General features: G+C 71.8%; 6 protein-coding genes and 1 tRNA gene. 6 read left to right on the top strand and 1 reads right to left on the bottom strand.

Going from position 1 to position 12,984, the window contains the following annotated elements; genetic code table 11:
• Positions 1–416 precede the first annotated feature (416 nt).
• The 5 genes from topA to AB0411_RS10415 all read left to right on the top strand — a co-directional run bounded on the left by topA (position 417) and on the right by AB0411_RS10415 (position 10,305).
• Positions 417–3,254, top strand: a complete 2,838-nt coding sequence (gene topA / locus AB0411_RS10395; RefSeq protein WP_366416817.1) for a type I DNA topoisomerase — start codon at positions 417–419, stop codon at positions 3,252–3,254.
• Positions 3,255–3,385: 131 nt separating this feature from the next.
• Positions 3,386–6,700 (top strand): dTMP kinase, encoded by a 3,315-nt coding sequence (tmk, locus tag AB0411_RS10400; RefSeq protein WP_366416818.1) that lies wholly within the window; start codon positions 3,386–3,388, stop codon positions 6,698–6,700.
• 235 nt (positions 6,701–6,935) lie between these two features.
• Positions 6,936–8,186, top strand: a complete 1,251-nt coding sequence (locus AB0411_RS10405) for a DNA polymerase III subunit delta' (RefSeq protein ID WP_366416819.1) — start codon at positions 6,936–6,938, stop codon at positions 8,184–8,186.
• A 361-nt stretch (positions 8,187–8,547) separates the two neighbouring features.
• On the top strand, positions 8,548–10,128 hold the full coding sequence (locus AB0411_RS10410; RefSeq protein WP_366416820.1) for an alpha/beta hydrolase: 1,581 nt from the start codon (positions 8,548–8,550) through the stop codon (positions 10,126–10,128).
• A gap of 103 nt (positions 10,129–10,231) precedes the next feature.
• Positions 10,232–10,305: transfer RNA gene (locus tag AB0411_RS10415), tRNA-Thr, on the top strand.
• A gap of 717 nt (positions 10,306–11,022) precedes the next feature.
• On the opposite strand, the gene AB0411_RS10420 is transcribed toward AB0411_RS10415, so the two are convergent.
• Positions 11,023–11,964: a ScbA/BarX family gamma-butyrolactone biosynthesis protein gene (locus AB0411_RS10420; RefSeq protein WP_366416821.1), complete on the bottom strand. Its 942-nt coding sequence runs from the start codon at positions 11,962–11,964 to the stop codon at positions 11,023–11,025.
• A 296-nt stretch (positions 11,965–12,260) separates the two neighbouring features.
• On the opposite strand from AB0411_RS10420, the gene AB0411_RS10425 reads away from it, so the two are divergent.
• Entirely contained in the window at positions 12,261–12,887 is a 627-nt protein-coding gene (locus AB0411_RS10425; RefSeq protein ID WP_403146038.1) for a ScbR family autoregulator-binding transcription factor, read from the top strand.
• Positions 12,888–12,984: the final 97 nt, after the last annotated feature.

The following is a 12,984-nucleotide window of genomic DNA, read 5'->3' on the forward strand; positions in this document are numbered from 1 at the left end:
TGCTGTATCAAGGCAATGACGGGATCCGGCGCCGCCTCGTGACAGACGTCGGTCCGCGGACGGTGCGGTGTGCGGCCGCGGGCGGGCGACGAGGTGCCGGGGATTCGTCACTGTGTGAAACCGCCGAGGGCGCCGCGGCAGCGGTGCGCGGGCAACGTCCGAGGTGGGCGCCGGGGAACGGTACGGCGCCGCCATGATCCACAAGGCGCGCCCCGGGCCCGCGGCGAGCGCCTGATGCGGTCCGGGCGGCATGAAGGCATGTAGTCGGGTTACCGTTCGAGTGGCGTTGCGGGGTTTTTCCGTTTGACACGGGGCCGGGAGGTACCGTCACACTCCGCAGCGTCAAGCGTCACCGCAGTGCACCCTCGGCGTCCGGCCGGGGGCACTTCCAGCGTCGACCGGAGAGAAGAGCGAAGTTGTCCCCGACCAGCGAGACCACAGACGGCGGCGGCCGCCGACTCGTCATCGTCGAGTCGCCTGCCAAGGCGAAGACGATCAAGGGCTACCTCGGCCCTGGCTACGTGGTCGAGGCGAGCGTCGGACACATCCGCGACCTGCCCAACGGCGCCGCAGAGGTCCCGGCGAAGTACAAGGGCGAGCCCTGGGCCCGCCTCGGCGTGAACGTCGACGCCGACTTCCAGCCGATCTACGTCGTCAACAGTGACAAGAAGGACCAGGTCAAGAAGCTCAAGGAGCTGCTGGCCGAGTCCGACGAGCTCTACCTCGCCACAGATGAGGACCGCGAGGGCGAGGCCATCGCCTGGCACCTCCAGGAGATCCTCAAGCCCAAGGTCCCCGTCCACCGGATGGTCTTCCACGAGATCACCAAGGACGCGATCCGCGAGGCCGTCGCCAATCCGCGCGACCTGAACCAGAAGCTGGTCGACGCCCAGGAGACCCGCCGCATCCTCGACCGCCTCTACGGCTACGAGGTCTCGCCGGTCCTGTGGAAGAAGGTCATGCCCCGGCTGTCGGCCGGCCGGGTGCAGTCCGTCGCGACCCGTCTCGTCGTCGAGCGGGAGCGCGAGCGCATCGCGTTCCGCTCCGCCGAGTACTGGGACCTGACCGGCACCTTTGCCACCGGCCGGGCGGGCGACGCCAGCGATCCGTCGGTGCTGACCGCCCGGCTGAACACCGTCGACGGCCGCCGTATCGCCCAGGGCCGTGACTTCGGTCCCAATGGGCAGCTCAAGAACGACGTCCTCCATCTGGACGAGGCGAACGCCCGCGCGCTCGCCGCCGCCCTGGAGCACACCGATTTCGCGGTGCGCTCGGTCGAGTCCAAGCCCTACCGCCGCTCGCCGTACGCCCCGTTCCGGACCACCACCCTCCAGCAGGAGGCCAGCCGCAAGCTCGGCTTCGGCGCGAAGTCCACGATGCAGGTGGCGCAGAAGCTGTACGAGAACGGCTTCATCACCTATATGCGTACGGACTCCACCACGCTCTCGGACACCGCGGTCGCCGCGGCCCGGTCGCAGGTGACGCAGCTGTACGGCGCCGACTACCTCCCGGACAAGCCGCGCACCTACGCCGGCAAGGTCAAGAACGCCCAGGAGGCGCACGAGGCGATCCGCCCCTCCGGCGACCGCTTCCGCACCCCGGCCGAGACCGGCCTGACCGGCGACCAGTTCAAGCTCTACGAGCTGATCTGGAAGCGGACCGTGGCCTCGCAGATGAAGGACGCGACCGGCAACTCCGTCACCGTCAAGATCGGCGGCCGGTCCGCCGACGGGCGGGACGCCGAGTTCAGCGCGTCCGGCAAGACCATCACCTTCCACGGCTTCCTCAAGGCCTATGTGGAGGGTGCCGACGACCCCAACGCCGAGCTCGACGACCGCGAGCGCCGGCTGCCGCAGGTCGCCGAGGGCGACGCGCTGGCCGCGCAGGAGATCACCGCCGACGGGCACGCCACCAAGCCGCCCGCCCGCTACACCGAGGCCACGCTGGTCAAGGAGCTGGAAGAGCGCGAGATCGGCCGCCCGTCGACCTACGCGTCGATCATCGGCACGATCCTCGACCGCGGCTACGTCTTCAAGAAGGGCACCGCGCTCGTCCCGTCCTTCCTCTCCTTCGCGGTGGTCAACCTCCTGGAGAAGCACTTCGGCCGGCTGGTCGACTACGACTTCACCGCCAAGATGGAGGACGACCTCGACCGCATCGCCCGCGGTGAGGCGCAGTCCGTGCCGTGGCTGCGGCGCTTCTACTACGGCGAGGGCGACGCCGAGGGTGCCGCCTCGGACGCCGGCAACGGCGACGGCGACCACCTCGGCGGTCTGAAGGAACTGGTCGAGGACCTCGGCGCGATCGACGCCCGGGAGATCTCGTCCTTCCCGGTCAGCGACGACATCAAGCTGCGCGTCGGCCGCTACGGCCCGTACGTCGAGCGCGGGGAGAAGGACGCCGAGGGCCACCAGCGCGCCGACGTCCCCGACGACCTGGCGCCCGACGAGCTGACCGTGGAGTACGCGGAGGAGCTGCTCGCCAAGCCGAGCGGCGACTTCGAGCTGGGCATGGACCCGGACAGCGGCCGCCAGATCGTCGCCAAGGACGGCCGCTACGGCCCGTACGTCACCGAGATCCTGCCCGAGGGCACCCCGAAGACCGGCAAGAACGCGGTCAAGCCGCGCACCGCCTCGCTCTTCAAGTCGATGTCCCTGGACACCGTGACCCTGGCGGAGGCGCTCAAGCTGATGTCGCTGCCGCGCGTCGTCGGCAAGGACCCCGAGGGCGTCGAGATCACCGCGCAGAACGGCCGCTACGGCCCGTATCTGAAGAAGGGCACCGACTCGCGCTCCCTGGAGACCGAGGAGCAGCTCTTCACGATCACCCTCGACGAGGCGCTGGCGATCTACGCTCAGCCCAAGCAGCGCGGGCGGGCCGCCGCCAAGCCGCCGCTGAAGGAGCTGGGCACGGACCCGGTCAGCGGCAAGCCGGTGGTGGTCAAGGACGGCCGGTTCGGTGCGTATGTCACCGACGGCGAGACCAACGCGACGCTGCGGCGGGACGACGACGTCGAGACGATCACCGCCGAGCGCGGCTACGAGCTGCTGGCGGAGAAGCGCGCCAAGGGGCCGGCGAAGAAGACCGCCAAGAAGGCGGCCAAGAAGGCGCCGGCCAAGAAGACGGCCGCGAAGAAGACGGCCGCCAAGAAGACCGCGGCGAAGAAGACCACCACGGCGAAGAAGACGACCGCCAAGAAGGCCACCGCCAAGACGGCGGCGGCCAAGAAGACGGCGGCGCCGGCCGAGGACTGATCTCTGCCGCCCGGCCTCGCGGCCGGTAAAAGCGCAGGACATGGGCGGGCACATCGGATGCGATCCGATGTGCCCGCCCGTTTGTTCGGGTGGGCGCTCGACGGCGTGGACCATCCCGCTAGGCTGGCGGGATGACGCGTGCCGAGCAGCCAACGGTCGTGACCCCCACATCAGGCGCCCTAGCGGCGGATTCCCGCGAGCGCGCCGTGCGAGCCCTGCTCCGCTTCCCCCCATTGAAGCGACTGTGGAGCGCCCAATTTGTCGGGGGCATCGGCGATGCCCTGTCCATGCTTGTCCTCGTACTCCTCGCCCTGCAGGCGGCGTTGTACGTACCCCTGGGCGGCGAGCCCGTCTTCGGCGGCGGTTATCGGGGCGCGGCCCTCGCGGTCACCGCGGTCTTCGCGGCCCGGATGCTGGCGACGCTGCTCTTCGGGGCCGTCCTGCTGGGCCCGCTGTCGGCGCTGACGGCGCCCTCCGGGCCGCTGGACCGGCGCTGGACGATGATCGGCGCCGACCTTCTGCGGCTCGCGCTGCTGGTCATCGCCCCCCTCTGGATCGACTGGACGCCGGACGACGCACTGGCCTGGCTGCTGGTCACGGTCTTCGTCACCGGTGTCGCCGAACGCTTCTGGACCGTCGCGCGCGAGAGCGCCGCACCCGGGCTGCTGCCCGCACCGCCCCCCGAGGGCTCTGCCGTACGCCCCCTGCCCGACAACATGGACGCCCTGCGCCGCCTCTCGCTGCGCACCGGCTTCGTGTCGCTGCCGATCGCGGCCGCCGCCCTGGTGGTCGTCACCCTCGTCAGCAAGCTGCTGGGCACCGGCATCGACTGGTTCCACCTCCACCAGGCCGCCCTCGGCTCGTACGTCGCCGCCGGTCTGTTCGCCGCCTCCGTATCGATCCTCTACTTCATCGAGTTCCCCGGAGTGCCGACGCCGCGGCCGCGCTCCCCCCTGGAGGGGCTGCGCCGCCCGAAGGCCACGGGAGCGAAGACCGCAGCGCCGGGCTCCGGCGAGCGGCCGGAGAACAACGCCGCACGCGCGGGCGCCGACAAGGGCCGCACGGGCGCGCTCCCGCTGCTGGTGGTGTCCTGCGCCGCGGTGGCCGGGGCGATCGCCGCGGTCGTCGCGCTCGCCGTCCTGCACGGCTACGACCTGGCCGGCGGACCGGCCACCTTCGCGCTGCTGGTGCTCGCGCCGACCGCCGGTACGGCCGTCGGCATCCGCGGCGCCCACCGGGTGCTGCCCGGCCTCTCCCGCCGCCGGCTGCTCGCCCTCGCGGTGGCCGCGACCGGCCTCGGGCTGCTGGCCATGGGGCTGGTCCCGGACCCGACGACGGTGCTGGTGCTCGCGCTGCTGTCCGGCGTCACCGCCGGAATCGCCGCCAATACGGGCCATGTGCTGCTGGAGCAGGAGTCCGAGGAGTCCCGCAGCGCCCGTACGACCGAGCACCTGCACGCCGTCGTACGGCTGACGGTCGCGCTGGCCGCCATCCTCGCGCCGCTGCTCGCCGCGGTCATCGGCCCGCACCACCTCGGCAGCGGCACCTTCGACTTCGCCTACGGCGGCGCCGCCTACACCCTGATGCTGGCCGGCGCACTGCTGCTGCCGGTCGCCGCCCTGGTGCTCGGCAAGGTCGACGACCGGCAGGGCGTACCGCTGCGGCGCGATCTGCGCGAGGCGCTGCGCGGCGGCGACCCGGCCCAGGCGCCCGCCCCCACCGGCTTCTTCATCGCCCTGGAAGGCGGCGACGGCGCCGGCAAGTCCACCCAGGTCGAGGCGCTCGCGGAGTGGATCCGCGCCAAGGGCCACGAGGTCGTGGTGACCCGCGAGCCGGGCGCCACCGCCATCGGCAAGCGACTGCGCTCGATCATCCTGGACGTCTCGACGTCCGGGCTCTCGGACCGGGCGGAGGCGCTGATGTTCGCCGCCGACCGCGCCGAGCACGTCGACAGCGTCATCCGGCCCGCCCTGGAGCGCGGCGCGATCGTCATCACCGACCGGTACATCGACTCCTCGGTCGCCTACCAGGGCGCCGGGCGCAACCTCGCGCCCACGGAGATCGCCCGGATCTCCCGCTGGGCCACCGACGGCCTCGTCCCCCACCTGACGGTGCTGCTCGACATCTCCCCGGAGACCGCGCGGGAGCGCTTCACCGAGGCACCCGACCGGCTGGAGTCCGAGCCCGCCGAGTTCCACCAGCGGGTACGGGCCGGCTTCCTGACGCTGGCCGCCGCCGACCCCGCGCGCTATCTGGTCGTCGACGCCGGGCAGGAGCCCGAGGCCGTGACCACCGTCGTACGCCACCGCCTCGACCAGGTGCTCCCGCTGTCCGAGGCGGAGATCCAGGCGCAGGCCGAGGCCCGTAAGGCGGCCGAGGAGGAAGCCCGCCGCAAGGCCGAGGAGGAGGCCGCGCGCAAGGCGGAGGAGGAGCGCCTGGAGCGCGAGCGCCAGGAGCAGCTCGCCAAGCTGCGCGCCGAGGAAGAAGAGCGCAAGCGCCAGGAGGCCGAGGAGGCCAGGGCACGCGAGGAGGCCCGCCAGGCCGAGGAGGCCCGCAAGCGCGCCGAGGAGGCCCGGCAGGCCGCGGAGGCGGAGCGGCAGCGGCGCGAGGCCGAGGAGCGCGCCCGCGAGGCCGAGCAGGAGCGGCTGCGCAAGCAGCACGAGGAGGAGGCGCGGCTGCGCAAGGAGGCCGAGGAACGCCGCCTGGAGAAGCAGCGCAAGGCCGAAGCGGCCCTGCTGCGCGCCGAGGAGGCCCGGGTCGCGGCAGCCGAGGCGGCGGCCGCGGCGGAGGCCAGGGCGGCGGCCGAGGAGGCCGAGGCAGCCGAGGCGCCCACCGCGGAGACGTACGTCGCCGACCTGCGAAAGCGTCTGGGGGATACGCCCGACGACTCCGCCGCGTCCGGTTCCGGCCGGTCCGGTTCCGCCGCCGGGGGTGAGCGGACGCAGGAGTCGCCGCGGCCCGGGACGGCGGACCGTGCGGCGGACGAGACGGCGGTGCTGCCCCCGGTGCGGGACGCGCACGACGCCTGGGGCGGCCGGGGCGCCGGCTCGGACGCCGAGGAGACCGCGGTGCTGCCGCCCGTACGCGGCGAGGAGGGCCGGGGCGACGCCCCCGCCGACCGGGTGCCGCCGTGGATGTTCCGCAAGGAGACGCCGCAGGGCGGCGAGCGGGCCGGCGACGGCGGACACGGCGGCTCGGGGCACTCCTCCGCTCCCGCCGAGTCGCGCGTCGAGCGCACCCGCGAACTCCCGCAGATCGACCCGGCGACGGGCCACCCGGTGGAGCACGCGCAGCCCCGCCGCCCCCGCCCCGAATGGGCGGAGGAGACCCCGCTGGACGATCTGCCGACGCTCGCCGACGAGCTGCTCGGCCCGCGCGGCGACGAGGACGCGGACGACGGCGCGGGCGACAACGGGCGTCGCGGCGGCCGGGGACGGCGCGGCTAGCCCATCGGGGAGACCCGGACGACCGGCCGTGGCCGCAGCGCAATCGCTGCGGCCACGGCCGTTTCCGGCTTCCGGAAGGCGCCCGTCCGGCCGCCCGGAACCGGCTTCCGGATTCGTTTGTCAGTGGGTTGCACCACAATGGGTCGGGCGTGGAGCAATGCGTGCGGTGCGCCCGGGCGCGCACGCACCCCGCACGGCACGAGCAGGACGGCACGGACAGGAACGGCGGACAGCGATGGCGGTATGGGACGACGTGGTCGGCCAGGACCGGGTGACCGAGCAGCTGGCCGCTGCCGCCCGCGATGCGGACGCCTTCGTCACCGCGGAGCGCGCCGCGGCCGAGCACGGCTCCGGCCGGCCGGAGCCGGAGTCGTCCGCCGACCGCGGCAGCGGCTCCCAGATGACGCACGCCTGGCTGTTCACGGGCCCGCCCGGCTCCGGCCGCTCCACCGCGGCCCGCGCCTTCGCCGCCGCCCTGCAATGCGTCAGCCCGGACCGCGCCCTCGGCGGCGCCCCCGGCTGCGGCTTCTGCGACGGCTGCCACACGGCGCTGGTCGGCACCCACGCCGACGTGGAGATCGTCCGTACGGACCTGCTCTCCATCGGCGTCAAGGAGACCCGTGACCTGGTCCGCCGGTCCTCGCTCTCCCCGGCGGGCGGCCGCTGGCAGGTGATCGTCCTGGAGGACGCCGACCGCCTCACCGAAGGCGCCGGCAACGTCCTCCTCAAGGCCGTCGAGGAACCCGCGCCCCGTACGGTCTGGCTGCTGTGCGCCCCCTCCGTGGAGGACGTCCTCCCCACCATCCGCTCCCGCTGCCGCCACCTCTCCCTGCGCACCCCGCCGGTCGGCGCGGTCGCCGACGTCCTCGTCCGGCGGGACGGCATCGAGCCCGAGGCCGCCGACCGGGCCGCCCGCGCCACCCAGGGGCACATCGGCCGCGCCCGCCGCCTCGCCACCGACGAGCGCGCCCGGGCCCGCCGGGCCGCCGTCCTCAAACTCCCGCTCCGCGTGGACGACATCGGCGGCTGCCTCAAGGCCGCCCAGGAGCTGATCGACGCCGCGGGGGAGGACGCCAAGCAGGTCGCCGAGGAGGTCGACACCAAGGAGACCGAGGAGCTGCGCGCCGCCCTCGGCGCCGCCGCCGGCACCGGCGGACGCCTGCCGCGCGGCACGGCCGGCGCCATGAAGGAACTCCAGGACAAGCAGAAGCGCCGCTCGACCCGTACCCAGCGCGACAGCCTCGACCTCGCCCTGGTCGACCTCACCGGCTTCTACCGCGACGTCCTCGCCCTCCAGATGGGCGCCTCGGTCCCCCTCGCCAACGACGAGGTCCGCGACAGCATCCACCGCATCGCCACCGCCTCGACCCCCGAACGAACCCTCCGCCGGATAGAAGCCGTGATCGCCTGCCGCGAGGCCCTGGACCGCAACGTGGCCCCCCTCCTCGCGGTCGAAGCCATGACAACGGCCCTCCGCGCCGGCTGACCACCCCCCCACCGACCCGTCCCCCCGCCGGTCACCCGGCCCGCCCTTCAAGGAGCCGCACACACAACGTTCCCATCCGGATACTCTCCGTTCAGGTCGTGCGGTGGACGCCTGCCCCACTCGGCGGCCGCCGGTCACCACCGGCAGTCGTCGGCCACCGCCCCGCAGCGCAGTACCCGCCACGCCGTACTCGAAGAGCAGCACGCACCACCCCACGACCCGCCACCGGAGGAATCAGCACCACCAGACCTTCGTAACGCCGCCCCTCGCCTCCCCCCTCGCACCACCACCCGCACTCCACCTCCGAGGACCGACTCCGCACTCCACTCCACTTCCAGGGACCGACACCAAGGGACCGTCCATGGCCTCCAGCCGCCTGCTCCGCACCTCCGCCGCTTTTCTCGCGGCCACCGCTCTGCTGATCTCCGGCTGCTCCTCGGGCAGTTCGTCCCCCGACGAGGCGTCCCCGGGCCGCACCACGGAGGCCGGTGCCCAGCGCCCCGCCGAGGAAGCGACCCTGGCGCCCCTCCCGGCCTCGACCCCGGCCGGCCTCCGGTCGTACTACGACCAGAAGCTGACCTGGCACGCCTGCGCAAGCGGCTTCCAGTGCGCCACGATGAAGGCGCCCCTGGACTACTCCCGCCCCGCAGCGGGCGACATCAAGCTCGCGGTGGCCCGCAGGAAGGCCACCGGCCCCGGCAGCCGGCTCGGCTCCCTCCTGGTCAACCCCGGCGGCCCCGGCGGCTCGGCGATCGACTACCTGGAGCAGTACGCGCCGCAGCCCGCCGCGATCCGTGCGCGCTACGACATGGCGGCGATGGACCCGCGCGGCGTGGACCACAGCCAGCCGATCGAGTGCCTCGGCAACAAGCAGATGGACCGCTACACCCAGACCGACCAGACCCCGGACTCACCGGCCGAGGTCGGCAAGCTCACCACCGCGTTCCGCGCCTTCGCCAAGGGCTGCGCGTCCCGCTCCGGCAAGCTGCTCTCGCACGTCTCCACCGTCGAGGCCGCCCGCGACATGGACATGCTGCGCGCCGTCCTGGGCGACAAGAAGCTCAACTACGTCGGCGCCTCCTACGGCACCTTCCTCGGAGCGACCTACGCCGGTCTCTTCCCCTCCCGCGTCGGCCGCATGGTCCTCGACGGTGCGATGAACCCGGAGCTCGACTCCCGCACCACCAACATCGAGCAGACCGCCGGCTTCAACACCGCCTTCACGGCCTTCGCCAAGGACTGCATCAAGCACAAGAACTGCCCCCTGGGCACCAAGAGCACCCAGGACGCTGGCGAGCAGCTGTCCGCCCTCTTCAAAAAGCTGGACGCGCACCCGGCCGCCACGGGCGAGGCCCGGAAGCTCACCGAATCCCTCGCCAGCACGGGCGTCATCGCCGCCCTCTACGACCAGCGCGCCTGGCCCCTGCTGCGCGACTACCTCGCCCAGGCCAAGGCCGGCAACGGCCGCGGGCTGCTCACCTTCTCCGACAGCTACTACGAGCGCGACCCGAACGGCACCTACAGCAACCAGATGTACGCCAACCCCGCCGTCAACTGCCTCGACCTCGCCCCCGCCTTCACCAGCCCCGACCAGGTCCGCGCCGCCCTGCCCAGCTTCCGCAAGGCCTCCCCGGTCTTCGGCGAAAACTTCGCCTGGGCCGCCCTGAACTGCGCCTACTGGCCGGTCAAGCCCACCGGCACGGCCCACCGCATCGAGGCCAAGGGCGCCGCCCCGATCCTCGTCGTCGGCACCACCCGCGACCCGGCCACCCCGTACGGCTGGGCCAAGGCCCTCGCCTCCCAGCTCTCCAGCGCCACCCTCCTCACCTACGAGGGCGACGGCCACACCGCCTACGGCCGCGGCAGCAAGTGCATCGACGACGCGATCAACGCCTACCTCCTCGACGGCACCGTCCCCCCGAAGCACAAGGTCTGCAAGTGACCCGCCTCACACCTCCGCGCCCCTCACCCCGCCCACCCCTGACCAGCTCCTAAACCGGTTACAGAGCACCCCTCCGCGATGTGTAGACTGGGCCGCGCACCACGCCGCCTTAGCTCAGTTGGCCAGAGCAACGCACTCGTAATGCGTAGGTCTCGGGTTCGAATCCCGAAGGCGGCTCGGTTGAAAGCCCAGGTCAGACGCATCTGACCTGGGCTTTTTCTTGTTCCGGGGGCGTTGCTGGGGTTGAGGTGCCCCTCGGTCCGTGCCATCAGATCCAAGGGGCGCGCGAGGGCGGACACGGCAGGGTCGCCGCAGGGCCCGGTGAGGACTCCTGGCGGGCAAGCCGGTTTCGTCGAAACGCTCCCACCCGGGCTTCCCTGCTGGGTCCGCGGCAGGGGCAAGGGAGATCCATCTCATCGAAGCCGTGGCTCGGCAGGTGGATGTGGACCGTGAAGAAGCTGTCCCTCGGGCTCCCCAGGGCCCTGGGGAGATCACCCTGAGGGCGGCGAGCGAAGGCGATCGGGCGTCCCCGGTCCGCACGCGGTGCGGCCGGTGGGCATCGAAGCCCCATGGTCGGTGCCCCGTCGGGGACTTGGCTTCACGGGACGCGGCCTCGGCGGGATTCGGCGCCTCCCGCAGGCGCCGGCAGGTTGTCGTCCGCCGTGACCGGCTCAGGGGCGAAGTTACCCGGTTCGCGTCAAGGTGGCCGTCGAAAGCCCGCTGAACGGTACGTTGCAGAGGCTTGCCCGGCGGGCCACAGGCGTTCCCCGACCACTGCGCATGCCGGGACGGGGGTGGGGTGCGTCGCGCCCCGAGCGCGACAGCCGGGCCACGCGCCGCAGGCTGGGAGCGTGCCCACCCGCCGTCCCGGAACGGCTCGTTACGGCCCGGGACTCAGCTCAGGGGCAGCTGTCGCAGCGTGATGATGCCGGAGAAGACACAGACGTTGTGCTGGACTGCGGTGACCAGGACCCGGTGGTGGTCCGCCCCGGTCGTCGGCAGAAGGTCGGTGTGAATCCAGCAGGGCGCGTCCAGTTCGGTGTAGCGGGCGAACGCGACGTTCATGGCGACGGCGCACACGGGGGCGGGATGGACCGCGGCGTGCGCGGACTGCCGTGCTGCTTCGAGCAGCAGCATGCCGGGCGCGTGGTCGACCGGGTGATCGAAGAGGACGCGGTGGTTGAGGTCAACTCGCAGCTGATGGCGGCGTGGAGAGCTGGTCGGGGACAGCACGACATCGGCGAAGCTCTCTCGTGCCAGCCGGGTGGGGGCGGCCGGCGGGGGAAGCGGCAGGGTGCGCGCAATGGCTGCGTCGAGGTCTGCGTAGGGTCCGCGCAGGCGCTTGTACACCGCCGGCGCGTGGTTGACGAAGCGGCTTTGGGCGGTGCCGACACGCAAACCGTTGCGCACCACGAAGACTTGCATGTTCAAGGAGGACAGTCGCTCGGACCGGCGCACGACGTCCCGGCACGCGACCTGGAGTTCCACATCCGCCGTCAACGTGGCGTCGAGGGCGAGCGCCAGGGGGTCGAGGGCGTAACTGAAGTGGCTCCAGGACTGGCGGTGGCCGAAGGGCACGTCGTAGGCCGCATGACTGAGCAGCGGCACGCACTGGCGAACCGACTCGGCCAGCAGAAGCGGGTCGAGCAGGTCGTGGCGAGGTGCGTAGAAGCGGTGGTCCTGCGGCCATTGCGCGTGTATGACATAGCCATCGCCCTCGTGCCGGTGCCACTCGGTCAGCAGCTTTTCGGCGGCTGTGCTCTTGTGGACCTGTTCGCTTGTGACGGGAGTGCCGCCTGCAAGTAATGTCGGGTACATCGGAATGGTGCTGTACATACGGATTTCCCCCTGAAACGTACGAAGCTCCGAGGCTCACCCCTGGCACGTATGGACCCTCGCGCCCGGCCGACGACGTGAAGGGGAGCCGGTGCCTAAATGTAGAGAGTGCTCTCTTTTTTTTCAGCCCAAATAACCATAAAGAAACGTTCATGAGGTGGAAAAAACGCCAGGAAATAAGGGGTGAAAGTGGCGTAGTTGGCGGCTTCGTCGTCGACTTCAGTGGTAGGGGGTAGGTTAGAGATCGTTCTGTTTGGTCTGGAGGGGCGATGCGGCAGCCAAGACAGCAGCGTGCTGTGGAAACGCGCGAGGGGATCCTGCGCGCCGCGGCTGAGGTCTTCGACGAGATGGGTTATGCCGGCGCCGGCATCAACCGGATCCTCGAGCGCGCCGGGGCCACGGCCGGCTCCCTCTATTTCCACTTCGGGTCCAAGGAAGGGCTTGCGCGTGCCGTGATGAGCCGGCAGTCGGAAAGGATCCTGCCGCTACTGGACTCCGAGGGGCTCCAGCGGTTGATCGACATCACCTTGGTGTGGTCGCGGCAGCTCCAGACCGACGTTGTTCTACGCGCCGGTGTCCGGCTCACCACCGAGGCAGGCACCCTGGGAATGGGGGACGCGGCCAAGCCCTACGCCGCCTGGACCCAGGTGATGGAGGAGTGCCTGCAAACGGCTCGTGAGCTGGGGGAGTTGCAGGCGGGAGTGGATCCCCTGCAGGTGGCTGAGCACCTCGTCGCGGCGTGCACCGGCATGCAACTTTTCTCCGAGGCCGCCAGCACCGACCGTGCGGACCTGCCGCAGCGCACGGAACGGATGTGGCAACTACTGCTTCCGGGCATCGCCGTCCCGGCTACGGTGGTTCGGCTCGCCCTTGATCCACGCCGTGCGGTGGCGCTGCTGGGGACCGAGTCGGTGTCCGGCTGAGGCCGGGCCGCTCGTCGCGACGTACGCCTGCGCCGGCGCGATCCGCATGGATCAAGGGCGTGCGTTGCGGAACAGTCCACAGGTGCGCGGCAGCGCA

The organism is Streptomyces angustmyceticus, from assembly GCF_040701845.1.
Classification (GTDB): Bacteria; Actinomycetota; Actinomycetes; order Streptomycetales; family Streptomycetaceae; genus Streptomyces; species Streptomyces angustmyceticus_A.

What these genes read in the sequence shown, in the direction of transcription:
- tmk (WP_366416818.1), top strand. Translation starts at nt 3,386, where the DNA reads ATGACGCGTGCCGAGCAGCCAACGGTCGTGACCCCCACATCAGGCGCC.
- AB0411_RS10405 (WP_366416819.1), top strand. Translation starts at nt 6,936, where the DNA reads ATGGCGGTATGGGACGACGTGGTCGGCCAGGACCGGGTGACCGAGCAG.
- AB0411_RS10410 (WP_366416820.1), top strand. Translation starts at nt 8,548, where the DNA reads ATGGCCTCCAGCCGCCTGCTCCGCACCTCCGCCGCTTTTCTCGCGGCC.
- AB0411_RS10420 (WP_366416821.1), bottom strand. Translation starts at nt 11,964, where the DNA reads ATGTACAGCACCATTCCGATGTACCCGACATTACTTGCAGGCGGCACT.